Annotated in this window: 33 protein-coding genes; 14 read left to right on the top strand and 19 right to left on the bottom strand. The window is 39.3% G+C overall.

Going from position 1 to position 23,884, the window contains the following annotated elements; translation table 11 throughout:
- The first annotated feature begins 221 nt into the window (after window positions 1–221).
- Window positions 222–725: a DinB family protein gene (locus L6W14_RS09485; RefSeq protein WP_131519978.1), complete on the top strand. Its 504-nt coding sequence runs from the start codon at window positions 222–224 to the stop codon at window positions 723–725.
- A 62-nt stretch (window positions 726–787) separates the two neighbouring features.
- On the opposite strand, the gene L6W14_RS09480 is transcribed toward L6W14_RS09485, so the two are convergent.
- A complete protein-coding gene (locus L6W14_RS09480; protein ID WP_016991487.1) occupies window positions 788–1,588 on the bottom strand; it encodes an SDR family NAD(P)-dependent oxidoreductase in 801 nt (266 codons plus the stop codon).
- A 456-nt stretch (window positions 1,589–2,044) separates the two neighbouring features.
- Between L6W14_RS09480 and L6W14_RS09475 the strand changes: the two genes are divergently transcribed.
- Window positions 2,045–2,236: a hypothetical protein gene (locus L6W14_RS09475; protein ID WP_131519977.1), complete on the top strand. Its 192-nt coding sequence runs from the start codon at window positions 2,045–2,047 to the stop codon at window positions 2,234–2,236.
- Between the two features lie 46 nt (window positions 2,237–2,282).
- Here L6W14_RS09475 and L6W14_RS09470 read toward each other — a convergent pair whose 3' ends face one another.
- The 6 genes from L6W14_RS09470 to L6W14_RS09445 form a co-directional block, all read right to left on the bottom strand.
- Complete coding sequence (locus L6W14_RS09470; protein WP_237900554.1) at window positions 2,283–2,495, bottom strand: hypothetical protein; 213 nt, start codon at window positions 2,493–2,495, stop codon at window positions 2,283–2,285.
- 35 nt (window positions 2,496–2,530) lie between these two features.
- Window positions 2,531–3,082, bottom strand: a complete 552-nt coding sequence (locus L6W14_RS09465; protein WP_131519975.1) for a DUF1697 domain-containing protein — start codon at window positions 3,080–3,082, stop codon at window positions 2,531–2,533.
- Window positions 3,083–3,176: 94 nt separating this feature from the next.
- Window positions 3,177–4,214 (bottom strand): threonine aldolase family protein, encoded by a 1,038-nt coding sequence (locus L6W14_RS09460; RefSeq protein WP_237900552.1) that lies wholly within the window; start codon window positions 4,212–4,214, stop codon window positions 3,177–3,179.
- Window positions 4,215–4,841: 627 nt separating this feature from the next.
- On the bottom strand, window positions 4,842–5,024 hold the full coding sequence (locus L6W14_RS09455) for a hypothetical protein (RefSeq protein WP_227744851.1): 183 nt from the start codon (window positions 5,022–5,024) through the stop codon (window positions 4,842–4,844).
- A 71-nt stretch (window positions 5,025–5,095) separates the two neighbouring features.
- Window positions 5,096–5,650, bottom strand: coding sequence for an integrase (locus L6W14_RS09450; protein ID WP_112117949.1), 555 nt, complete (start codon window positions 5,648–5,650; stop codon window positions 5,096–5,098).
- Window positions 5,651–5,829: 179 nt separating this feature from the next.
- The gene (locus tag L6W14_RS09445) at window positions 5,830–6,219 is read right to left on the bottom strand and encodes a KGG domain-containing protein (RefSeq protein ID WP_131519972.1); all 390 of its coding nucleotides are present in this window, start codon (window positions 6,217–6,219) and stop codon (window positions 5,830–5,832) included.
- 226 nt (window positions 6,220–6,445) lie between these two features.
- Here L6W14_RS09445 and L6W14_RS09440 point away from each other — a divergent pair, with 226 nt between their 5' ends.
- Window positions 6,446–7,066 (top strand): hypothetical protein, encoded by a 621-nt coding sequence (locus tag L6W14_RS09440; RefSeq protein ID WP_131519971.1) that lies wholly within the window; start codon window positions 6,446–6,448, stop codon window positions 7,064–7,066.
- 84 nt (window positions 7,067–7,150) lie between these two features.
- On the opposite strand, the gene L6W14_RS09435 is transcribed toward L6W14_RS09440, so the two are convergent.
- Window positions 7,151–10,231, bottom strand: coding sequence for an MMPL family transporter (locus L6W14_RS09435; RefSeq protein ID WP_237900550.1), 3,081 nt, complete (start codon window positions 10,229–10,231; stop codon window positions 7,151–7,153).
- Between the two features lie 127 nt (window positions 10,232–10,358).
- Here L6W14_RS09435 and L6W14_RS09430 point away from each other — a divergent pair, with 127 nt between their 5' ends.
- From L6W14_RS09430 to L6W14_RS09415, 4 genes are all read left to right on the top strand, one after another.
- Window positions 10,359–10,955, top strand: coding sequence for a TetR/AcrR family transcriptional regulator C-terminal domain-containing protein (locus L6W14_RS09430; RefSeq protein ID WP_237900548.1), 597 nt, complete (start codon window positions 10,359–10,361; stop codon window positions 10,953–10,955).
- 18 nt (window positions 10,956–10,973) lie between these two features.
- Complete coding sequence (locus L6W14_RS09425; protein WP_131519968.1) at window positions 10,974–11,681, top strand: DNA alkylation repair protein; 708 nt, start codon at window positions 10,974–10,976, stop codon at window positions 11,679–11,681.
- 142 nt (window positions 11,682–11,823) lie between these two features.
- Window positions 11,824–12,315 carry a DUF2975 domain-containing protein gene (locus L6W14_RS09420; protein WP_131519967.1) on the top strand — a complete coding sequence of 164 codons (492 nt, stop codon included), beginning with the start codon at window positions 11,824–11,826 and terminating at the stop codon, window positions 12,313–12,315.
- 129 nt (window positions 12,316–12,444) lie between these two features.
- Window positions 12,445–13,053 (top strand): copper amine oxidase N-terminal domain-containing protein, encoded by a 609-nt coding sequence (locus tag L6W14_RS09415; RefSeq protein ID WP_131519966.1) that lies wholly within the window; start codon window positions 12,445–12,447, stop codon window positions 13,051–13,053.
- A 44-nt stretch (window positions 13,054–13,097) separates the two neighbouring features.
- Here L6W14_RS09415 and L6W14_RS09410 read toward each other — a convergent pair whose 3' ends face one another.
- Complete coding sequence (locus tag L6W14_RS09410) at window positions 13,098–13,382, bottom strand: hypothetical protein (protein WP_048393855.1); 285 nt, start codon at window positions 13,380–13,382, stop codon at window positions 13,098–13,100.
- A gap of 106 nt (window positions 13,383–13,488) precedes the next feature.
- Window positions 13,489–14,265, bottom strand: coding sequence for an N-acetylmuramoyl-L-alanine amidase (locus L6W14_RS09405; protein WP_048393857.1), 777 nt, complete (start codon window positions 14,263–14,265; stop codon window positions 13,489–13,491).
- 369 nt (window positions 14,266–14,634) lie between these two features.
- Between L6W14_RS09405 and L6W14_RS09400 the strand changes: the two genes are divergently transcribed.
- Entirely contained in the window at window positions 14,635–15,555 is a 921-nt protein-coding gene (locus L6W14_RS09400) for a phosphotransferase family protein (RefSeq protein ID WP_131519965.1), read from the top strand.
- Here L6W14_RS09400 and L6W14_RS09395 read toward each other — a convergent pair.
- The 4 genes from L6W14_RS09395 to L6W14_RS09380 form a co-directional block, all read right to left on the bottom strand.
- A complete protein-coding gene (locus L6W14_RS09395; protein ID WP_237900546.1) occupies window positions 15,541–16,335 on the bottom strand; it encodes a DnaD domain protein in 795 nt (264 codons plus the stop codon). The genes L6W14_RS09400 and L6W14_RS09395 overlap by 15 nt on opposite strands.
- Before the next feature lie 260 nt (window positions 16,336–16,595).
- A complete protein-coding gene (locus tag L6W14_RS09390) occupies window positions 16,596–17,015 on the bottom strand; it encodes a hypothetical protein (protein WP_048393864.1) in 420 nt (139 codons plus the stop codon).
- A 106-nt stretch (window positions 17,016–17,121) separates the two neighbouring features.
- A complete protein-coding gene (locus tag L6W14_RS09385; protein ID WP_004228634.1) occupies window positions 17,122–17,430 on the bottom strand; it encodes a hypothetical protein in 309 nt (102 codons plus the stop codon).
- Between the two features lie 725 nt (window positions 17,431–18,155).
- A complete protein-coding gene (locus L6W14_RS09380) occupies window positions 18,156–18,440 on the bottom strand; it encodes a DUF5316 domain-containing protein (protein WP_237900544.1) in 285 nt (94 codons plus the stop codon).
- 116 nt (window positions 18,441–18,556) lie between these two features.
- Here L6W14_RS09380 and L6W14_RS09375 point away from each other — a divergent pair, with 116 nt between their 5' ends.
- From L6W14_RS09375 to csaA, 3 genes are all read left to right on the top strand, one after another.
- The gene (locus L6W14_RS09375) at window positions 18,557–18,898 is read left to right on the top strand and encodes a DUF7668 domain-containing protein (RefSeq protein WP_131519962.1); all 342 of its coding nucleotides are present in this window, start codon (window positions 18,557–18,559) and stop codon (window positions 18,896–18,898) included.
- 77 nt (window positions 18,899–18,975) lie between these two features.
- The gene (locus L6W14_RS09370) at window positions 18,976–19,152 is read left to right on the top strand and encodes a hypothetical protein (protein WP_004228639.1); all 177 of its coding nucleotides are present in this window, start codon (window positions 18,976–18,978) and stop codon (window positions 19,150–19,152) included.
- Window positions 19,153–19,240: 88 nt separating this feature from the next.
- A complete protein-coding gene (csaA, locus tag L6W14_RS09365; RefSeq protein WP_004228641.1) occupies window positions 19,241–19,573 on the top strand; it encodes a chaperone CsaA in 333 nt (110 codons plus the stop codon).
- A gap of 12 nt (window positions 19,574–19,585) precedes the next feature.
- Here csaA and L6W14_RS09360 read toward each other — a convergent pair whose 3' ends face one another.
- On the bottom strand, window positions 19,586–20,467 hold the full coding sequence (locus L6W14_RS09360) for an AraC family transcriptional regulator (RefSeq protein WP_131519961.1): 882 nt from the start codon (window positions 20,465–20,467) through the stop codon (window positions 19,586–19,588).
- A 296-nt stretch (window positions 20,468–20,763) separates the two neighbouring features.
- On the opposite strand from L6W14_RS09360, the gene L6W14_RS09355 reads away from it, so the two are divergent.
- Window positions 20,764–21,111 carry a hypothetical protein gene (locus tag L6W14_RS09355; RefSeq protein ID WP_237900542.1) on the top strand — a complete coding sequence of 116 codons (348 nt, stop codon included), beginning with the start codon at window positions 20,764–20,766 and terminating at the stop codon, window positions 21,109–21,111.
- Window positions 21,112–21,333: a hypothetical protein gene (locus L6W14_RS09350; protein WP_237900540.1), complete on the top strand. Its 222-nt coding sequence runs from the start codon at window positions 21,112–21,114 to the stop codon at window positions 21,331–21,333.
- Window positions 21,334–21,370: 37 nt separating this feature from the next.
- Here the strand turns inward: L6W14_RS09350 and L6W14_RS09345 are convergent, their stop codons facing one another.
- From L6W14_RS09345 to L6W14_RS09335, 3 genes are all read right to left on the bottom strand, one after another.
- Window positions 21,371–21,928, bottom strand: coding sequence for an isochorismatase family protein (locus L6W14_RS09345; protein WP_237900538.1), 558 nt, complete (start codon window positions 21,926–21,928; stop codon window positions 21,371–21,373).
- 64 nt (window positions 21,929–21,992) lie between these two features.
- The gene (locus L6W14_RS09340; protein WP_237900535.1) at window positions 21,993–22,631 is read right to left on the bottom strand and encodes an O-methyltransferase; all 639 of its coding nucleotides are present in this window, start codon (window positions 22,629–22,631) and stop codon (window positions 21,993–21,995) included.
- The gene (locus L6W14_RS09335; RefSeq protein WP_237900533.1) at window positions 22,615–22,944 is read right to left on the bottom strand and encodes a hypothetical protein; all 330 of its coding nucleotides are present in this window, start codon (window positions 22,942–22,944) and stop codon (window positions 22,615–22,617) included. Before L6W14_RS09335 ends, L6W14_RS09340 begins: the two co-directional genes overlap by 17 nt.
- Window positions 22,945–23,061: 117 nt before the next feature.
- Here L6W14_RS09335 and L6W14_RS09330 point away from each other — a divergent pair, with 117 nt between their 5' ends.
- A complete protein-coding gene (locus tag L6W14_RS09330) occupies window positions 23,062–23,262 on the top strand; it encodes a hypothetical protein (protein WP_016993987.1) in 201 nt (66 codons plus the stop codon).
- Window positions 23,263–23,459: 197 nt separating this feature from the next.
- On the opposite strand, the gene L6W14_RS09325 is transcribed toward L6W14_RS09330, so the two are convergent.
- Complete coding sequence (locus tag L6W14_RS09325; RefSeq protein ID WP_016993988.1) at window positions 23,460–23,615, bottom strand: hypothetical protein; 156 nt, start codon at window positions 23,613–23,615, stop codon at window positions 23,460–23,462.
- Window positions 23,616–23,884: the final 269 nt, after the last annotated feature.

Raw genomic sequence — 23,884 nt, 5'->3', positions numbered from 1 at the left:
GATAACTTAAAGGATTTTACTTTATTAATTTTTTTACTTGCTAGTATGGTCTATTGTCGACAGCTAAAATTAACGAGGTGGCAACGGAAATTATCGATTGGTGAATGGAGCATGTACATCCTGCTCTCGATTGCCCTTCCCCTTTATGCAGTGCTTTATCTTGCTTTTCTTTTAGGAGCATAGGAAAATAAGACATCATAGGCTATTTTTGGGGGGATTTCATGTTTCAAACAATCGATCATTTTTTACAGTCTTGGGCATTTGAAGCCGCTGCTACGCAAAAATTACTTAATCATCTAACAGATGAATCACTACATCAGGCAATCACTCCGGAAAACTGGACTTTAGGACGCGTTGCTTGGCACACGGTTACTGCAATTCGAATTATTACCTCGAATTCGAATTTAGCGTTTGAAGCCCCAGCAAAGGATTTTCCAGTTCCTACCTCTGCTCAGTTCATTGCAGATGGCTATCACCAAGCGAGTGAAGCCTTTGTGGAAGCGATACAATCGCAATGGACTGACAAGACAATGACTGAAACGATTGAATTTATTGGTCGACAAATGCCCAATGGTTCCCTGTTATTATTTTTACTACAGCATCAAAGTCATCATCGCGGTCAAATGACGGTTCTGATGCGTCAGGCTGGTTTAACTGTTCCAGGTATTTATGGTCCAGCGAAAGAGGAATGGGCTCAGTTTGGGTTGGAAGCTCCTCAAATGTAGCTAAGCTTGTGCCAACTAATAAAGAGGTTGTCTATTTTAAGACAACCTCTTTTATTGATTAACTATAAAGATGCTAGCCAGTTATTCGTATCAGCGATGGTTGGGTTAGCGAGGTAATGTCCGCCTTCAATTTGTAATGTTTGGCCCGTCATAAATTTTGATTCGTCAGAGGCTAAAAATACAACTGCATGGCCAATATCATCCGCTTCCCCATGATATGGTAGCGCATTAAATTTCGCATAAATGGCCAGCATTTCTTCTGGCATATTGTTTTTTGCGGCAGGTGTTAATATGAGACCTGGTGCAACCGCATTACAACGGATATGATCCTTCCCAAATTGTGTAGCAATGTTTCTTGTCATATTCACCACACCTGCTTTTGTTGCCCCATAGGCTGTACGAATTTGGTCACTGGCGAATGCAGCCATAGAAGCCGTATTAATAATTGAGCCCCCGCCCGCTTTTTGCATATGTGGAATGGCAAAACGACTACCCAGTAAAATCGATTTTAAATTCACATTGACTAAACGGTCCCATTCATCTAAATCAATATTTAATACATCTAAATCTTTCTTCAGGTTAGTTAGACCAACATTATTAAAGAGCACCGTTAATGAGCCGTATTGTTCTACAGTGAAGTTCACGGCCGCTTCAATGGAGGAAGCATCCCCTGCATCAAGGAAAACCGCTGCCGCCTCATACCCATCATTGACTAAAGTTGCTGCTGCTTCTTTCGCACCCTCTACATTAAAATCAGCAATGACTACTTTTGCACCCTCTTTTGCTAACAAGCTAGCTGCCGATAAACCAATACCAGAAGCCCCACCTGTTACTAATGCCACTTTATTTTTTACTCGATCCATTTTCAATTCCTCCTTCAAATCACACGAAAAAGAGCAAATTAGCTCTCCTAACGTAAAATAGTTTAACATTAAACTATTTAATTTTAAACTAATAACCTTTAGCATTTTATAGCTCCACTGTGAACTTGTTGATTTTACAAAGATCGTGAAGATGGCATAAATGATTCACTAAACATTCTCTATGTCTATAACGTAGTTAAACAGCATATTTTCAGGAATAAAGATATCACCAATCAGAAAACACCCAATCTTTTCGTTCAAATAGCCAATTCGATAAAATCAAATGAAGTCGCAACATCTAGTTATTTTCCTTCATCTATACAATGAATAAGTTGTTATGCTATAATACTTTTGAAAACCTCAAAGGGTATCAACCAATTCTGACTACAGTGATGCATATCGCTGTAGTTTTTTCTATGCTATAATTTCCTTAAACTTACATTATGAGGTGAGAATATGGAAACAAATACATATAGTTGTAAAGCCTGTGGCGGGCAATCTTTTTCTGAAGGAAAATTAGATGGCTATGCTGCTTTAAGACCCATGAATACCATCTTTTCCTCAGGTTCACCCCTTATTTTCACTGTCTGTACGCAATGTGGAGAAATTGCCTCTATTAAAGCCACAAAACCCGAAAAGTTCAAATAAAAAACAAGAGAGCATCATTTCAATAAATGAAATTTGCTCTCTTGCTTTATGTTTCTTTATTAGTCTTTTTTCCCCATTGATACGGCTTTTTGGACCAATTCCACATCCAAACAAAGAAATAGATGAAGACCATTGTGATGACCATCATCGTCACATTTTCTCCCCATGCAATCGACTCATGCTTCCTCCATTGATTCACCGTTCTAACAATGAAGTATAAAAAAGGATAAATAAAATAACCTACTTGATCCCGTCTCATCTAAACACGCCTCCTTTTAGAAAAGATGAATTTCTCTACTCACCAATCATTGTCGCAAGCTTCATCATCGTTTTCCAATTGCGAACTGTAGCAGGCACCTCTAGCTTATGCAGTTGTTGACTAAGCTTGGCATTGCGAATGCTATCGTAAAATAAAAGATAGACATCTCTCCCCTTGATCATGCAACGCTCTTTTTCACTTGCATATTGTAATAACTTAGCACCGTTCTCTTCAGTTGGAACTGTTGGAAGTAGTGCAACATGGAGACTTTCCCCTGTAGCTACAGCTCTTGCATCTGCTAAGTCTTGATCTGAGAAAGGACAATTGTTCACAATAGAGCAAAATTCTTCAGCTGTACGAATGATTACTGTACTCGTGATAGTGAAGGTAGTTTGAATGGTCTCTTGAATTTGCTGTTGTAAAAGTTCTTCTGATTCACTCGATTCAAACAGGATATTGCCACTTTGAATATAGGTCCGAATATTTTGGAGTCCTAATGGTTGCAACGCGTCTCTCAATTCAGCCATTTTTAATTTATTGTGCCCACCTACATTAATACCTCTTAAAAGTGCTACGTATTTAGTCATTCGCTTCCACCTTTCCTGTTATTTATAGTATAGCAAGAGTTAGGGAATAATAGGAAAAAACTGCACCCTTTGACGGAAGGTGCAGCTTGATTGGCTATACTAATTGGTGGATGTCGTCTAGTAAACGATCCACATTTTCTTTGGTCGTAGCCCAGCTTGTGCAAAAGCGCACAACTGTATGAGTATCATCGTATGCTTCCCAAATGGAGAAGGAATATTTTTCTTCTAACGTTGGAAGTAGATGGTTTGGTAAAATTGGAAATTGCTGATTCGTTTTTGAATCATAGCGCATTGCGAAGCCTTTATCGAGAAATGCCTGTCGTATCAGCATTGCCATATCTACCGCATGATGCGAAATATCCATATAGAGCGTATCTTCAAATAGCGTTTCGAACTGAATGCCTAATAATCGACCTTTGGCAAGCAGCCCCCCTCTTTGCTTGATCATGTAGCGGAAATCCCTTTGGTACGCAGGATTAACAATCACGACTGCTTCGCCAAACAATGCACCCATTTTAGTGCCACCAATATAAAATATATCACAAAGCTTAGCGATATCAGCGAGTGATAAATCACTGTCTTGTGCCACTAGACCATAGCCTAAACGAGCACCATCGATAAACAGTGGTAGGTCACAGTCTCGGCAAACTTCACGTAAGGCTGTTAATTCTGTCTTACTATAGGTCGTGCCATTTTCTGTAGGGTGAGATATGTACACTAAGCCTGGCTGCACCATATGCTCATGTGTGCTATCCAGCCAGTGCGCATCATAGCAGGCTTTCACCTGTGCCGCAGTTAGTTTGCCATCACCGCTAGGCAATGTCAGCACCTTTTGACCAGTTGCCTCAATAGCTCCTGTTTCATGTACCGCAATATGACCTGTACTAGCAGTAATGACGCCCTGATGAGGACGCAAAATAGACGCTATCACGGTCGTATTCGTTTGTGTACCCCCCACTAAAAAGTGAATGTCTGCCTGCTCCGCTGCAATCGCTTTTTTAATAGACGCTCTTGCTTTTTCGGAATGCTCATCCATACCATACCCAGGAGATTGTTCTTCATTTGTAGCCACTAACCGCTGCAAAATTTGTGGATGGGCACCTTCTGCATAATCATTTTCGAATCGAATCATATCAACTACTACCTCCAAATTCTCTCTATCTATTCCTCTATCTTACGCCTGTTGCTTCATTTTCGCTATATCTTAAAGAACAGTTCACAACTTCTCTAGTAACAATAGTTACTAGTGGTGAGGTGATGAAATTTTACATATGTACTTCGGAAGAGATCGGTGCAAAACAGACCTCCTCCGCTTTTGATCACGTTATAAAAAATTTGCTCTTAGTTCGATTACTTTGAATTCTCGTAAGCCAATTTACTAGCAATATCTCCATAATTCAGAATGGGCCACCTTCATTCCCCACCGGAGCCACAGGATGAGTCACTCGTAGTAGCACTAGAATCAGCACACTGTTGGCTGTCCTGGGAGGAAAGATATGCATCATTTGTTGAAAAATCGTTAGGGGAATGGATATGGTGGTTGTGCTCATTCGATTTGCTGTGATTTTTATTTGCATTACTGACGATGCCTATGACAACGACAACTCCAACAAATACGATAAATAAAATCATTTATTCCAGCTCCTTTCATTCATTCTATAAATTGTAACATTAAATCAATGCTCGGTAGTACAGTTCTATGTAAAAGTGGCAAATAGATAAAATAACACCACAATCGGAAATGATTGTGGTGTTTACGTTATGATTGCGATTTGCGTGTGGCAGATTTTTTTGAACGATTTCCTTCGCTCGAATTTTTCTTTTGCTCTTGTGTTAGAGCATTTTCTTCGCGCACATCTAAATCATCTGGACTTAAATCTGTCGCTAATTCCGCCAACTCTGACTGACGTTTATATTGCTTGCCCTTTGTCAAAATGATCACCTCCAAGTAGTATTACATTGCCCTATTTGGTTTGATCTATTCCCGCGACGGTATGAAATGATTATTTCTAGCTAAACTAATTGCACCATCTGCTGGTTCAAAAGATGGTGATAAGCTTGTAAATCTTGCTCATATAAACGCTGATAGGTCGCTAGGCTATGCTGTTTAATATAGTCAAAGTCCTTTTCAGGAACTAAGTGATGTGTATGGTTAAGCATCCATGCATTTTCCCAAGCCGTTTGCTCAAATTGAATATTCATTTCATGTTCTTCAATCAGCATGGCTAGTAGTTGTTCCTGACGATATATTTCTTTTAAGGCATGTTGCTTTTTCATCGTAAAGATTTCAATTGTACGTGGAAGTGACGCCTGTAATGCTTGTCGATCCACTGCATGACCTAGCTCATGAAGGGTCATTGTTTTGACATAAATTTCAAGTGAAGTTGGAAGCATTAGTTCATTTCTTGCCTCTACTAATCGTTTCGCATCAAATCCTACATAATCCCCAATAAAGTTATAGCTCATATTAATACCTGAATCATCTTGTTTTATCTTGACCGTCATGTTCACAGCCTGCACGACGGATTGAATTACCTGAAATAGTTCTTTATCTTTAAGTTGTGTCATTCTCTCTATCCTCATTTCCTCTAAAAACAAATAGAAGCGGATTAAATATATACTACAATTAGGAGAAATTCAACAAATTTATCCTGTGGATTGAGAGGAACTTAACAACAAAAAAGGCGCCTGTAGTTTAAAACTACAAACGCCCTGTGTGTGAAGGGTTTCAAGCTATTTAAAAGTGATTAGTTATTATTGTTATTTCGACGATTTTGATTGCCGTTGGAGTTGTTACTACGCTGTTTACTGCGTGCTTCTCCACCTTTACGTCCTATTTCTTCATAAAAATCGTCGTCGTGCTTTTCAGAGGTAGCTTCTCCGCCTTTGCGGCCAATTTCTTCATAAAATTCTTCGCCGTGGTTTTCAGCCGTAGCTTCTCCACCTTTGCGGCCAATTTCTTGATAAAATTCATGTCCATGATTTTTAGACGTAGCCTCGCCGCCTTTACGTCCTATTTCTTCATAAAAATCACGGTCATGATTTTTGGAGGTAGCTTCTCCGCCTTTACGTCCCGCTTCTTCGACAGTCATGTTTTCATTGTTGTTTCTGTTGCGATTGTTTTGCTTGTTAGCCATTTCTATTCCTCCTAAATATTTTTTTGAGCTTTTTACTAGCTCGCTATTTATATTCCCAGTCAAAACACATCTAAACATATTTTTTTAAAAAATTGATTTTCTTATTGTAATAGAATACTGTTAGGAGCTGATTGTTAACAAGCCCATCAATCATATACATGTACCCTTTCCAATATAATACTAATCTATAGTATGTCATCGATGATGAAAGAAGGGTGATGGAAAAATGACGACGCTCACAAAGCCATCTATTGGTTTAACACAATTTACAGACTTCACAATGAAGGGAAGTGCAGCAAAAACAAAATTTGTGAAGGATATCAAATATCAGGGAGAGTACCATCCAATAAAAGATTATTGGAAAGCCTTGCGTGATGGATTAAAAAAATACCATGAGCAGCGTTTTAATGATACCTATTTACTCGACATCGTGGATAATGCCCTTCCTGCACGCCAGAAAAATTACCAAGAAGCCGTTAAAGCCTATATAAAATTCTTAAAAAATAAAAACGTTCAGTGGTTTGAACCAGGTAAGGCAAATTGGTATTGTGACGATTTAATTGTGCGTTCCAATCCTGAGCTCGGTTTAATCATTGACGATGTGCCCTATTTAATTAAGCTGTATTTTAAAGGAAAAAATGAGCGCATCGATAAACATAAATGTCGATCTGCCCTCACTCTTCTAAAAGACTCCCACTATGCGATTGAACATCCAGACTCTGTTAAACATGCCATTTTAAACGTGCAAAAAGGTCGCTTGATTACAGATGATGATTCAACAGACTATCATCAAATTGCCCTCGAATCGGATGCAGCTCAATTTATGTTTATTTGGAATAGGCTCTAGCTAAAATGTGGATTTGGAAAATACCAAATCCACATCTTCATTTCATATAATAGTATTTTTTCTATTCTAAAAAAATAGATGACATTACAGATTTTTCTCTTTTCTATTTGCTAGGAATAATTTTATTTTGTCGGCAAACCCAAACCAAGCTGGAATAAAAATTGGCATCATCATAAACGTCAAGATCACTAATCCAATAATGACTGCCATCGCTACCTGAATCAGCGTAATAACGCCAGATGGCATTAATGCAGCAAAGGTGCCACCTAAAATAACAGCCGCTGCTAAAATAATGCTTCCCATCTGTAGGCTTGTCGGAATAATTTCCTTCAGTCCTGCTTGTGCTGTCTCGTTATAGCGCATCAACAAGAAAATCGAGTAATCCACACCAAGTGAGACAATCATAATGTACGTAAAGAACGGTACATTCCAGCTAAGCATGTCATAATCTAGCAGCTGTTTCGCTATCATTTCAGTTATACCAAGGCTGGAAAATGTCGCGATTAATAAGCTGGCATTAATAATAAGTGTTTGTAAAAAGGAGCGTGTGATTAACCATAGAATCACGCTAATGCCGGCAAGCATCAGTACTGCACTTCGTATAAAGTCAGCTGAAGAAATTTCTTGTAAATCGATATTACTCATTGTTTTACCTGTTAAATAGACGTTTGCTTGCTGCAATAACGAACTTTCCACATAGCTGTCTACTCGACGCTTGATGTCACGCATAATCGTCATAGCTTCTTCCTTATAGGGATTGACATCCAAAATAATCATGAAGGTTGCGGCATGACGATCATCGGTCATATAGGCATTTAAGCTTTCTTGGAATTCACCCTGTAACACCTCTGCTGGTATAAAGAATGTCCCTGTTTCTTTGTTTGACAATTCATGTAAATAGCTATTTGCATCATCTAATCCTGCGTAGATATCTTCTAGCCCTTCTGCTCCTTCGCCTAATCCATTGCGCAGTTCCACCATGCTATCCTGTAGACTAATTAATTGTTGCTGTAATTGCTGTTGACCTGCTTTTACCTCAGCTAATCCATTGGTTAAATTGTGTGAACCAGTCGTTATTTGATTGGCTCCTTGTGCTGCTGTCCCTATTCCTTGGGATAAATCATTGACACCATTTTTTAGAGTACGAGCGCCTGCTTTTAAAGTCACAATGGCTGATTGAGCATTACCTAAGGAAGTATTGGCTTGCCCAAAAGTCTGTGTTAATTGATTAAAATGGGCTGAAAGTGATACAGCATCTAATGCATTTAACGAACTTAGTCCCTGCTGAGCAGTCCTTATAGTTGTTTGGATGTTGTCATCTTCTGCTGCTTCCGGGTTTGCTTGGACATACGCATTCATGGCCCCTAAAATACCTTCGAACGCTTGTTTAGAGGACGTGATTAGCTGCTCGATTTGAGAAAAAATGGAACGATATTGTTGAAAGCCCGTATCAATTTGTTGATAGGAGGTTTGTAATTGATTGAGCCCTTGCTGAAGCTCCCCAAGTCCCGCTTCTAGGGATACTGTCCCGTCTATTAAATCGGTAGAACCATTTGTTGCATTGTCTAAGCCATTCGTTAATCCCTGTAAAGCATTCGTTAAATCACTAGCCCCATTCTGTAATTGTATGGTGCCATTAATTAAATTTTGGACACCACTGACATCTTGTTCTTTCGATAATTGATTGGTGGCATCCTGTAGTCCTTCTTGAATGGAACTGACACCCTCCTGTGCTTCTCCTAAGCCCCCCTGTAGTGTATTTGCTTGTTCATTCACATAAAGATCAGCAATACGCTCCCCCTCTGGACGTGTCGGAGAATAGACTTTCGCTACACCAGGTGTATTCGCAATAATGCCAGTTAATTCATCTAATGCACGTAAATAATCAGTGCTTGCGAGCGATTCATTTTGTTGGATGACAAGTGTGGCGGGCGCACTCATACCAGGCTCATAATGTTTTTCAATCAAACTAATTGCCTGCTTCGATTCATATTTGTCATCGATTTCTACTAAATCATTATAATTAAGCTCTCCTGAATAGTGATAAATAAATGGTACAGTGAGGATACAGGCAAAGATAATGCCAACGATAGGTCTTGCAAAGGCGTTTTTTGCTAAAAAACCCCACAGCTTATTTTCAGTATGCTCTGATATAACCTTACTTGGCCAAAACAGCTTAAAGCCAAGCAATGCCATAAAGAATGGGTTTAATGTCATCAAAACCGCCAATAAGATACAAATGCCAATCGCGATTCCACTAACACTTTGATACAAGGTAAATTTTGAAAAATACAACACCGTAAAGCCTATTAACACAGATGAACTGCTTAGTAATACGGTTTTGCCTGCGGTTCTGTAGGTGTTTTGTATCGCCTTTAAGATATGATTTGTTTTAGCCAATTCCTCTTTAAAGCGAGTAAACAAAAGAATATTGTAGTCTGTACCAATCCCAAATAATATGACAACTAAAAATACTTGTGTAAAGTTAGAAAACGGAAAATCCCAATAATTAGTAAGTAAGGCGATGATGGATAATGATACAGCATAAGCCAACCCTACTGTTAAAAGCGAGATCAATGGAATGATCGGTGAACGGAAAATAATCACTAATATGGCAATGATAAAGACAATAGCAATGATTTCAGTCTTTTTCACACCTTCTTGGGTTGTGGCAGAGAAATCATCCATCACAATATCGGCTCCTGTTACATATGTATCCATTGGTAAATTTTTTACTTCCGCCCTTAATAGCGCTGCTGCTTCACTGGCTGTACCGATCTTTCTATCGATTGACAATTGTGCCATGACGGTTGTATGGTCTTTACTAACCAATTGATTCGCCGCCTGCTCACTGTCTGTATGGAAGAGCGCATTTGTGATAAGAAGCTTATTTGTGTTTAAATGATGAAGGACCCCTTCGATTGCCAAATAATCAGTAGCTGTTAAACCCTTTTCTTGATGAAATACATAGACAAACGAATAGGTATCCTTCCCTTCGTTTTGAATATCGTTTAACAGCTCTGTGCCAATGACACTCTCTAAGTCACTAGGCAATGTGATTTGTCCTTTATCTAGTACAAGTTTTTCAAGATTAGGCATTATCATCAGCATCACGATAACTGTTATCACCCAAAAAACAGGACTCAATATCCATGACTTTTTCATGCTTTTCTTCCTTTCCAATTAGAACTGACTATACTGTATATCAAGAAAGGAAGAGCAAGATATAGACAGATAACGTGATCTGTATAAATTCAGACAAAAATGCAAAATTGTAAAAAAGGTGATCTGTATGAAAAAAAGTGAAAAAACAAAAAGGCAATTAGCCAGTGTCTTAAAAGAATTAATGGTACTCAAGCCATTAGAAAAGATATCCATACAGGAAGTCATGGAGAAAGCACAATTAAATCGACAGACGTTTTACTATCACTTTGAGGATATTTATGATTTATTGAAGTGGACACTAGAGCGAGAGGCAATTGAGTTACTGGATGATTATAAGGATGAAAGCCTTTGGCAAGAAGGCTATCGAGATATATTATTGTACTTAGAAAAAAATCGAGCGTTTGCACTAAATGCTATTAACTCCATGGGCCATGAGCATTTTAATCGCTTTTTTCATCAAGAAATATATAGCATTATTGAAGACTTTGTGAAGCAAATTGCGGAAATGTGTCAAGAGGTAGAGAAAAAATATATGAGTTTTGTGACCCATTTTTTCACTGTATCCATTACGGCTGTTACCATTAGCTGGCTACAGGGCGAGCTTGATTTTTCCGTTGAAGAGCTTATTCAAATGGTGGATCGGTTCTTAAGCGACCACTTAGAAGGAACTAAAACGCTATATGGTGTAAATAATACTAGCTGTCTCATGGCAATCGATATTTAAAGAAAAGGAAGTGCTATTATGAATGCTGAATTGGTGATGCAGGAGCTAGAGGCTCTTGGCAAAGAACGGACGAAAAAAATGTATATGTCAAATGGCGCCCATGAGCCGTTATTTGGTGTGGCAACAGGTGCCATGAAGCCTATTGCGAAGAAAATTAAAATAGATCAGAGTCTTGCAGAAGAGCTTTATGCTACGGGCAACTATGATGCGATGTACTTTGCTGGCATCATAGCAGATCCAAAAGCCATGACTGTGGAAGATTTTAATCGATGGATGGAGGCAGCTTATTTTTATATGCTGTCGGATTATGTAGTAGCGGTTACTTTAGCAGAGGCACCGATTGCTCAGGAGGTGGCGGATGCGTGGATTGCCAGTGGTGAGGAACTGAAAATGTCTGCGGGCTGGAGCTGCTATTGCTGGCTATTAGGGAATCGCAAGGATAGCGAATTTTCCGAGAGCAAGCTGGCTAACATGCTGGATGTCGTGAAAAATACCATCCACGACGTACCAGAACGTACAAAATCGGCCATGAATAATTTTCTATACACGGTAGCTATTTCTTATGTGCCGCTCCACGAACAAGCAGTAGCAACCGCACAAGCGATTGGTCCTGTAGAAATGAAGCGAGACAACAAGAAAAGCACACAGCTAAATGCTTATGAAACAATTCAAAAGGAAATAGAGCGAGGCAGAATTGGCTTTAAACGTAAATATGTAAGATGTTAATCATCCCACTTAAAAGGCATCTATCCTATAAGGATGGATGTCTTTTAAAACGAAAAAAATCAATGAATAGCAATATGTTTTTATTGAAAAACGATAAATTTTATTTTAAAATCAATATACCATTACCAGTGAGGTGTTTTGTATGAAACATAAAAAGGGCTCAACCATTTTCCTAAAGAGTGTGATTATGCTGCTAGGTATCCCTGTATTAGCTTTAGGACTATTTTGGCTACCTGGGATAGCCAGTAGAGATGCAGCGGCACATCCCGAATCCTCCTATTTGTCTTATCTTTTTTTACTCTATGTGTATGCACTATGCATTCCCTATTACACGGCGTTGTATCAGGCCTATCGCCTCTTAACGAACATCGACCAGCATAAAGCGTTCTCCAAATCATCTGTACGGGCTTTGAGAACGATCAAAAATTGTGCTCTCACTATTGTAGCCGGCCTTGCGCTAGGTATTGCATCAATTATGATAATGTTTACTGGCCAGGAAGATATTACAGGAATTATTACGCTGACACTTATCAGCATCTTTGTAACCAGTACGATTGCAACCTTGGCAGCCGTTCTGCATCGACTGCTCCAAAAAGCCATTGATCTCCAAAACGAAAATCAATTAACCGTATAACAAAATGGCACTACCAATCTTGACTGGTAGTGCCTTTTAATGGGTTAAAACTAATTTCCTATAAAAACATATCAAAATTCTCTTTTCAATAGTATAATAATTACATATTTTGATAATTGGAGGATTTATATGAAGAAATTGGTTTTGTTGATGGCGATGCTTACATTATTTTTCACCACAGCCTCTATTGCGAGCGCACATCCAGGGCGTTTAGATAGCAATGGCGGTCACAACTGTTCTGACAAATCAAAGGCTAAAGGGCTTTGTTCTGGCTATCATTATCATAATGGCAATGGTGGCAATGATGCAGGGTCTTCTTCAGGCGGTCAAAGTTATTCTACGCCAGCCCCTAAAGCAACGGTAGCACCTGTATTAACGAAGGTTGCTGTCTATTTAAATGACGTGAAGCAAAATTATACGCCTAGCGCTTATATGAAAAATGGCACAACCTTAGTGCCAATGAAGGCAATCTTTGAATCTCTTGGGGCATCGGTTAGCTATGATAATGCAACGAAAAAAGTAACGGCAACAAAGGACAGTAAAAAAATTGTGATTGGTGTGGGGAATAAAACGGCTTATGTTGATACAAATGGTTCTGCATCAACAATCACACTCAGCCATCCTGCTGAAATATATCAAGGTACAACAATGGTGCCTTTACGCTTTGTCAGTCAAGCACTTGGCGCAAATGTAACATTTGATGAGGCAGCACTTGTTGTTTATATCTCAACTAAATAATGGACAAGTCTTAAGCAGTATGCTCCTACAAGGTGCTGCTTTTTTTATTGTTTCTTAAAGTTAAAATCATACTTCTTGTTGATTTTACCAGCAATCGTTTCTAGAAATAAAGCCACTGTCATATTCTCGACTTCATTTGTATACCATGCTAGCTTTGCACCATAGTTCTTTTTATTATAATTCACTTCTAATGGCCAGAAATTTTTTGTTTTATACGTATAATCAAATTTTACATAGAGTTGCTTACCATCGGGACATTCCATCACCACCTGGTATAATGGATTTTTTCTTTCTTGTTCAAATTTTACTTTTCTTATTTTAGTTAACATCAAAACCCCTCCTCTCTTCTACTACATTCGACAAAATTTTGAAAAAACCTTTATTCAATGAAAAAGGATAAAGCTCGTGATGACATAGGAGCTTTATCCTACACAATTAGTTGGCTATAAATTTGTCGTAATAGCGTTTCAGCATGGTCGCCATTTGCTCTCTTGTTAAGGCGCCTGCTGGATTCATGTTCTTACTTCCATCGCCTCGGATAATGCCTTCGCTAATAGCCCACTCCCAGGCCTCTTTATGGGCTGCTCCCACTTCTCTGCTTGTTTGTAAACTAGCTTTTTCAGCTAGTAAGCTTTTCAACGTTTCTATTTCTTGTTTTAGCTCATTATATTGTGACACTGTTAATCCCTCCTCAAGCCCATTTTTAATATCTTGCTGGAACTGTGCTTCTGTAATCCCCATACTTTTTAAATAGTCAAATGGATCTTTGTGCGTAGTGCCTCCTAGATTTTCTGCAATCCATCGATGTGACTTAATGCCGTTGCCGCTACCATCTAAAACAGTGGGAATCCCTGCCTCTATCGCAAGCTTACGTAACAGCCAAATATAAGCCGCATAGTCCTTTTTAAATTGTTCCTTATCAGCAGTCCGTGCCAATTCCACCTGGGCATAGCTATACGGATTTCCCTTTGGTCCACAGCCATATTGCACGCGATTGACTGGGGCTACTTGTACGATTCTTCCACCACCGCCTACCCAGTGAGAAACAAAGGCATTGGCTTTATTTCGATTCATATAGGCAATTTCGTTTTCCAATGCATTTGGACCTGTATTGCTGCCATTACCTGATTCATGCGCCACAACGTATTTGACTGCCGTTAGCGCTTGATTCGGTAGCCCTGACATCATCTGTTTTTCAATAACATAACTCATGTTGCACCGTCCTTTCCTATTATTTTTAGCGACTGATGCTATGTTATTCTTTTCTTCCTTTTGGGTTTTTTAGGGTAAACAACAGATAATTAGAGGTTCCTTTTGTGGCTTATTAGCTTCTTTTCGCGCTTAAGGCTACTGCGATCGTTTCACCTCTCTTTCCTCGAAGCTATGAAGTGTGAATGTCACAAGGACATCCACTTACTATTAGTAAATGCGCGCACAAAAGTGTTTTCTAGTTAGTTGTGCTCTTTTACTATTTTTTCATTATGATTTTATAACCTCTTTTCTCGCTTCCAAGCATTGACAAAGTATTATTTTCTGTAGTATTTTAGTTCTTCTAAAATATTGAAAGCGAGGAAAGAAAGTGTGCAGGCAGTAGAGATTATTCGTCAATTACCAAGCTTACACGGCTTTACACAGCTAGTGAAAATTAACAAAGGCTATTCACCTGATAGCAAGTATCTGGTAACAGTTGGTGAAACGCGCTATTTGGTGCGCTTGTCAGATCTAGCACATCATGACAAACGTGCAGTAGAGTTTTCCTTGCTCCAAGAGTTAGCAAAGCAGGGTGTAAGAACACATAAAGCCGTTAACTATACCTTGTTTCAGGAAGCCAATGTATCCGCAATGGTCGTTAGCTTTTTAGAAGAAACACCAGCAGATGAAATTATTCAGGAACTTTCTGACTCTGAGCAATTCCACCTTGGTCTTGCGGCGGGGAAAGAATTGAGAAAAATACATCAAGTGAGCCCTCCGCAAATAATTCATTGGGAGACAACACAGCTCAAAAAGTTTTCTACCTATTTGAAGGCATACCAACAAGATGCCTATCAACTTCCACAAGAAGCTAAACTATTGCGCTTTATTGAAACGCACTTACCGCTATTAAAGCAACGCCCCATCACCCTGCTTCATGATGATTTTCATCTTGGTCATATTATTTGTAAAGGACATACTTACAATGGGGTGATAGATTTTAATGGCTATGATGTGGGCGATCCTTATCATGACTTTTATAATCTTGCCTTGTTTAGTAGACGACAAAGTATCCCCTATTGTATTGGCCAGATTGATGGCTATTTTTCATCTGCACCAGACGATATGTTTTGGCGTTTATATGCTCTCTATGCAGCCATGACTGTCTTTTCAACCATTGTTTGGACTCGTCACTATGACCCACGCTCCTTTGATGATGCGTTGGAAAGAATTCACATGATTTTACAGGATCATGATAACTTTTCATCGATTAAGCCTATATGGTATGCGGAGAATTTATTCACTCCGTAAGAGGGCTAAAATTTTTTGTCGTTCTGCTGCAAAATCAATTGTTGGCCGAGATTCTTGTTCCTGATCACGCTGCTGAAACCACTGCGGAATGATTTTCCGTCTTCTGGCTTTAGAATGTGATGACACTTGCTGCTTGCGGGCTTGAAAACGCTGCTGGTCGATAGCAATATCTGCAAGACTCTTTATGTTCTGATTGCACCAATTTTGTAAGATGCTCTCGACATACCGCCAGCGTAAAACATTATGCACCACCGCTAGCTTCATCGCATAGATGACCATGTCCTCTGAAAAAATAGTGAGCCAATGACGAATTTTACTAGCAATATAGGCTGTTTGTGTGCCAAAGCCTTGTTGCACATAAAAGTGGTAGGCAGTGTTAGTAGACTCCTTATCATCTTTATCTTTTAGTAATTGATTATTTAGTAAATTATTATTTAGTAGTGTGGGCTTTTCCGTCGATGGTACGACCGTTGACGGTATAGCAGCACGTTTTGATACTTCATAGACGAAAAATTCTACCCCACCGTACTTGCCGTCTTTTCCTCGTTCCTGTACTTTTTGAAGATAGCCCGCCTCTATGAGTTCGTCCAAAATTTTGGCTGTCGCTTCCCGCCCACATTTACTACGTATTGCTAAATCTGCAAGACTAAATGACCAATCATCTGGCAAAGACAGCATATAGGCAAGCAGACCCTTTGCTTTCCAGCTTAATTGCTCATCCTTTAAAAATGCTTTATCCAAAACCACATAATTCTCCTTTTTGGCTACTCGATAAATCATGACGATCCCTCTTTCCATCTAATGTCCTTTCTAACTAGATAAAGAAAATTTTTAAAAATGGGACATAAAAAAAGAACATGCCATGAAGCATGCTCTTTTAAGAACAAGTGAAAGATGGTAGAAAGAATGAAATTTGCAACGTCGTCCCCTCTTACCAAGAAGGTGAATAATGTGTTTATTCATGTCCGAGATTTACGTCAATCAGCAGAGATCTGTAATGGAAAATGAAAGCAGAAGCAAACAATTGCTTCTGCTGTTTGTTATTCATAAAGCTCTTTATAGACAATGACTTTTAAAGCTGCAATCTCTTCATCGGATAATTTGCCTTCCACCATTTGTAGAGCTTCTTCCTGCGTCATCGAGCCGTCCTGCAATTTTACACGCATGTCGTTCAAATCGGTAATGCCCACTTTTTGAATTAAGACTTTCGTTGCCTCTTCTTTTGTCGTAAACGGTAATGTACTGCTATCGACCGTTTTCGCCTCTTCCATATAGGCTTTTAATTGTGGGTCATTTTCAATGGTATTTTTGATTTCTTCCTTTTGTCCGCTATTTTCTAATTCTGTCGACAAGGTATCTACAATTTTTTCAGAGGCAAATTTTGTGCCGAAATGTAGTACACCATACCCCACTACACCAACAAATATAGCAATTACCACTAGAAATTTAATCAATCTCAACTACGCTCACTCCTTTATACACGTTCATCATACTATATGGAGCGGTTGTTGAGAAACAATTCTCCCTAGAAATTATGTAAAAAAACCCCATCTTTGTAGATGAGGCTTATTTAACGTATTTCAAATACTTCCGCACAAATTCAACAATGTAGAGAACTTCCTCTTCCGTCATCGTTAGCAGCTTGCAAACACGTTGTAGTCTAGCAGGTAATGCTAATTGCTGACGTACCTGATGAATATACATATATTTGCATTTCCGCGGATTTACTTTGTCTCGTATTTGCTTATATCGTAGGTATGCATAGCGGGCAAAGGCGTTGAGCATCTCCCGCTCCTGCTCATCACGCTCCCTCTTTTTAGCAGCCTCATCAATGATGTCCGTGTCAAATATCTGTGTACCATCTGTTAATTGCATAGTACCACCTCTCTATTGCAAATGTACTCCTCTCTATTAAATGCAACAAAAAAAGCCACACCTAGGGTAGATGTGACACTTTTTATGATTTTTATATGTAACGATTGGTGGATAGCCTGTAAAATGTGGTGGATAGAATGCTCATTTTGATGGATAGAATCACTTAGAATGGATTGCTCATTCATATCGGTGGATAGAATACTAAATGTGACGGATACAATGTCTAATCTGACGGATACAACGCTCATTTTGATGGATAGAATCGCTTAGAATGGGTTGCTCATTCAAATCAGTGGATTGAATGCTAATTTTGACGGATACAATGTCTAATCTGACGGATACAACGCTCATTTTGATGGATAGAATCGCTTAGAATGGGTTGCTCATTCAAATCAGTGGATAGAATGCTAATTTTGACGGATACAATGTCTAATCTGACGGATACATTGCTCATTTTGACCGATAGAATCGCTTAGAATGGGTTGCTCATTCAAATCAGTGGATAGAATGCTAATTTTGACGGATACAACGCTCATTTTGATGGATAGAATCGCTTAGAATGGATTGCTCATTCATATCGGTGGATTGAATGCTAATTTTGACGGTTACATCGCTCATTTTCATGGATAGAATCGCTTAGAATGGGTTGCTCATTCAAATCGGTGGATTGAATGCTAAATGTGTTGAATACAATACTTATTCTAAATTGATTGCTGCTATTAGCTTCATAGATAATACACAATGATTGCTACGATAATGTTTGGTATGGCTAATAGTAACGCATTATTCATGAGAAGATTGCGTTCGTTTCTGTCTTCATTGGTTTCTGTTGCGAAATTGGCGCGCATTCGATCTCCGCTTGCGATGGTTCCTGACAATAACATGGCAGAAACGATGAAAATTCCACCGAGTAGCCCTGAAAGCAAATGGGCTTTCTCTGTACCCCATATGAGAATGGAGCATATAACACCTTGAATGGACAAGATGGTGCCAATGCCTATATACTTCATTTTCAGCTCCCCTTCGTTTATTATACGGCTAACCGCTCTTTTTCGTTTCAATAAATCCCTATTTACCTATACAAAATTTTTCCTTTTCCAGTAAAATAACTATAAGGAGGGAGGCTATGCAAATGAAAGACAAAATAGAAGCATTAACAAAAATGACCTTAGATGATTTAGTACATAATAGATACGAGAAACTTCAACAGGAGAAGATATTAACAGAGGATACTGCTATATTTCTGCAGGAGGTTTTCGCCTTGCAAGGTATCTTAACATGGCCGCTGGATGAAGCTTCCGTAGCTATTGATGTGTATGAAATGAATGACCAAAGTTGTTTTACAACAGAAATTCGCTATTTATGGTTTGATGATGAAGAAAGTGCTGTGGTTCTTTTTTGCAAGGCCTATACAAATGCAGATCAAACGGAGATCACTGCTTTCATGATTGATACGGTTGATGCCTAGTATAGTATCCGCGCCAAACGTTCATAGTAAGTATGGTGTGAAACTCACGCCGAATCATACGACGGAGGGATCAATTTATGAATGGAATTCGTGAAGGTTTAATCCCCACTATACTCGGGTCAGCTGTTACGGCGGCAGGCTATGCAATGAAGCAAAAACATGGCTCTAACAAAATGGTGGCCAATACGATTTTTGGCTTTGGCTTAGCACACATTGTGTTAGGTGCGATTGACCTGGTAGAGCATCGTCGTTAACGAGAGAAGGGCACGCTATGTGCTCTTCTTTTTTGTATTTTTTTCTATTAAATGCTAACATTGTCATAAAAGCTTAAGGAGTACAGTGATGGCGACAATAGAAGATTTTATAGCACTTGATATACGAATCGGCACGGTATTAGAGGCTGAGGAACTGCCAAAGGCTCGGGTTCCTGCGATTAAAATGAAAATTGATTTTGGTGAAGAATTGGGCATTAAACAGTCTTCCGCACAAATTACGAAGCGTTATACACCCGAAGTCATCATTGGGAAGCAAGTAGTGGCGATTGTTAATTTCCCGCCACGTCGCGTTGCGGGTTTTAAGTCAGAGGTATTAGTCATTGGTGGTGTACCTGTGGAAGGAGATGTAATCCTGTTAACGCCCGATCAGCAGCTGCCCAATGGAACGAAAATACAGTAAAAGCCTCTCGCATTATGCAAGAGGCTTCTTTTTCTGAAGTGGTATCCAGATTTCACTTGTAAAGGTTGGTGAGGAAAAATTCGTGCTTGTATGGTGCACGATTTCTGGACCAGCAACCTGTTCATAGCCAGATGATGGGAACCACTCCGCATAAATGCGCCCCCATGTTTCCTGCAGTGTTTGTGGGAATGGTCCAACCGCTTGAAAGACAGCCCACGTACAAGCGGGTACATCCAACTGTGAAAAATGGTGAGACGTTTCGGTTGTGGCTACGCCGATATAATGATCCAGCTCGCCCTTTTCCTCCATTCTGTCCTCAGAAAAGTTTGTGGAGGCTTGGATGATTCCTGTTGGTTCTACATTCGACAGCTTTTTTAGGTGCCCAATATCCTCCATTGTTAATGCACGTGCCATTTCAGTTATCGCTTGATTTTCTCCTTGAAAGACGATAGGTACTCTTTTCATAAGACCCACGATGTGAAACGCTTCTTTTTGTTCGAGTCGGTAATTCATTTCACAACCTCCTTGTATGGTAAGTTGGAAGGTCATTCGTGGAAACGCTTTTAGGTGCTGACCATTTTGCCTCGCCTCCGATGGTGTGATGCCATGCATTTGCTGAAAGGCTCTTGTAAATGCATCTGCAGAGCGATAGCCATAACGAATCGCGATATCGAGAATTCTCATAGATGAATCTGATAGTTCCAGTGCGGCAAGCGTCAGACGCCTACGACGAATATACTCTGATAGCGAGATGCCTGCTAGAAAGGAAAACATACGTTTAAAATGGTATTCCGAGCAATAAGCTAATCTCGCAGCTTCTTGCACTTCAATTTCCTCTGTTAGATTGGCCTCGATATACGTAATCGCCTCATTCAACCTTGTTAAAGAATCCACTTCTATCACCTTCCTTATCTTTACTTTAGCAGGAATAGTAGCCTTCCATCCGACAATTGGTGCCCCATTTAGTCGCCTTCCAAAAAATAATCTATTGAACAGGCAGATAACTAGCTTTTGAAGCTACTTTCACATACATATAATAGTGTAAAGCTAATTTTAGCCTTACACCTCCTGACTTGATACTTAGGGTCACTGCTCGCACAGTGGCCCTATGAAAAAAAAGATTCTTGTGTCGCCTCATAATTTCCGTTACAATATTTGTAAAAACAGTCTATTGAGCTGGAGGCAGCAACATGGATCGTCTTTTCCAGTGGTACAAGTATTTAAAATACATACTCATTCCTATAATTATTTTAAAATACTTTCGTGGTGAGGGTGTATCGAATGTGCATCCTCTAATCATTCTTGAATATGCTCTCCTATTTGGAGTGAGCTTTTTACTCATTATTCTACAGGATTTTTTCGCCATTCGTAAAAAAACAAAATTCCTACTGCGCCTCCTCATACTGATTATTTTACTGTTTTTGGCTATAACCGCCATTGTCTATCAAGCGATTATGTCTATTATTTTTTCAACCCTACTACTAGGCGTGTTAGGTACGGTACTTTATTTACATAGCAATGATGAAGGAGAACAATAAATGGTACATGAAAGCAATAGTAGGCGATTACTTTTAATCATCGGTTGGGTCAATGTGATAGCTGCTCTTCTCCTATTCCAAGCTTTTTGTGGGCTCATGGCTATCTGTATGGGAATTGTACTTAAAAAGGATTATCAAGCACCAACCCATGGGCTGGTTTTGATAGTAGTTGGTATCTTCAGTACTGTTATAGGTTGGTTGCTCAATCACTTCTATATGTAAAAATGACCAAGAGCCTAGATTCTTGGTCATTTTTTAATTAGCGATAACTATTATGTGTTGGTTCAAATAATGCTTCGTCGGCGTTTCGTACAAGTGAGAAATGATCCACATTATAATGGCCATGTAGGATGTCGTTATGGTGTGCAACCGTATCTTCTGGTGATAAGTAGTCGGAACCATTTGTTGAATGGCCATCTCCCACTAAAGTGACATCAAAGCCCTGTATAGTTGCTGCTCTAACTGCTGTATCCACGCAATGCTCGGTTTTGCAGCCCATCATCACCAAATGCTCTACCTCATTGGCCTGTAAGTAATCGAGTAATCCCGTCCTATAAAAAGCGTTTGTAGCCAGTTTATCAAAATAAACAGCGGTAGTAGGTACTTGGATCGCTTGATGTACTTGAAAGCCTTCCCCTTCTCCACCCGCTACATCCTGATCACGTACAAAGATAATATGTGCCTCTGCCTCAATAGCTTTTTGAATAACGGCATTGATTGTTTTAAGCAATTCATCCTTGCGATAGACGGCTTGTTCATCCTGATTTCCCTCGATTAATTCTTGCTGTGCATCAATGACCACTAGTGCTTGCTTCAAAAGCATCTCTCCCTTATCGTTTGCTAACAATATTTTACCATTAATAGTTAATTTCTGATATGCATTATTTTATAACTTTTGAAACCGTCATACCATCCCCAATGGGTAAAAGAATCGAATCCAGCTGCGGATGATTAGCCACTGTGACATTGAACTTTTTCATGATGGCTGTATAGCGCTTGGGTGTCGCCATAGGGTCTGCTACACTGCCTCCTGCTAGGACATTATCTGTCACAATGAATGCACCAGGGCTTGCTAGCTGTATGCAATAGGCTAAATAATTTTCATAGTTATCCTTATCAGCATCAATGAAGAAAAAATCAAAACACTGTCCCGTTGCCACAAGCTTTTCAAGGCTATCCAATGCAGGACCTGTCATATACGTTACCTGCTCGGCAAAGCCTGCCTTGTCAAGATTTTTGGCGGCTAGCTGTGCATATTTATCCTCTAACTCTAGGGATGTCAGTTTGCCTATCCCTTCCATTCCTCTCGCCAGACAAATACCACTATAGCCGCCAAGAGCACCAATTTCTAAAATAGCCTTTGACCTAGTAATCGATACAAGCATCGTCAACAGCTTTCCTGATGATCGAGAGACAGAAATAGCAGGCATACCATTTTCGGCAATAGAGGACAGGACATCCTCTAATAGGGCATCGTCCTGATAAAATACCTCATCTATATAGTTATTCATTTGTTTCATGTGCGTTATCTTCCTCTTGTAGACTGACGTCGGTTTCATTTTCTTGAATATCAAACAACTGGCAAAATTCTTGGATAACCAGATCGATGGCTTTTAATTCACCGACTAAAATTTGCTGAATCGATTGAAATTCTGGCTGTTCTAATTGCTGTTTAATGGTAGCTCGCTTCACATGCAGCATCTCTAAAAATGAAATCGCTTTGCCGCGTCGGAACGTTTTTGCTCCTCGCTGTGGCGCGCCTTCCATTCCTCTGTGGCGTCCTCCACGGTGATGTCCCTCTCTCATATGCTCTCTAAATCCAGATCCTCTCATTTCTAAAACACTCCTTTTGTATACAAATGTATACAAATTGTCAATTAAACATAATGCTTTCATGCTTCAACATATGTTAGACAGTAGGGTGAACGTATCGAAATGGAGGTAAGATGAGTGAAAAGGGTTATAAAATATGTGTTGGGCATCGGTACATTATTGATACTGTCAGGCATATTTTTGATTGGAGCACAATCTCACTATAATCAGAAGGAAATTAAAATTGCCAGTAAGCTATGTCTTGAAAATGGCGGACAGCCTACTATCATCCGCGATTATTTGGCTTTGAATTACTCCTTTTCATGTCAGAAGAACTGAGGTAGTACATATATGGATAGTGAACTGAGTTGCTAGAAAATCGAGTAAATTTCATCTATCTTTCAGGCAAATGGCTAGCTAACAAGATTACTTTTACATACAAATAGTAGTGTAAAGCAAATCTAGCCTTTCCACAGCTCTCCTGTTTTGAGGTCACTTTCCTTGGAAGGTGGCCTTTTTTGGCATGAAAAAAGACGTCATGTCGACGTCTTTAATGTTTGATCGATATCCTCAATCAACCTATCCACTTGTTCCTTTGTTATCTTGATGACATATAATTCTGTCGTTTCGATTCCATCAAGGCTTGTTAGGTGTTTAGGATATTGATAGTTATTTGATATCTCCTTGTCCATACAATCACCTCTTCAATAGATATATTCGACATAAAGTATAGCAAACCTTCTATAAAAAGGAAAATAACAGTATATTTTTTCACTAAAATAGCTATCATTTGGACGATTTAGGATAAAAAAAGGTTAAAGTCATAAGTCCATTTAGACTATCCTTATGTAAAAGTGCTTATTGCTTACCAAATTTCGCAATTTTTTTGAGGTAGAATGACCCGATGAAAACAATGATAACTCCATAGACTTTCAGCAGCACATTTCTCACAGGTGCCTCT

The sequence above is a fragment of the Lysinibacillus sp. ACHW1.5 genome (assembly GCF_022014815.1).
In the GTDB taxonomy this organism is placed as follows: Bacteria; Bacillota; Bacilli; order Bacillales_A; family Planococcaceae; genus Lysinibacillus; species Lysinibacillus capsici.
Note: the sequence above shows the minus strand (reverse complement) of the source record. Positions and strands in the feature narration are given on the sequence as shown.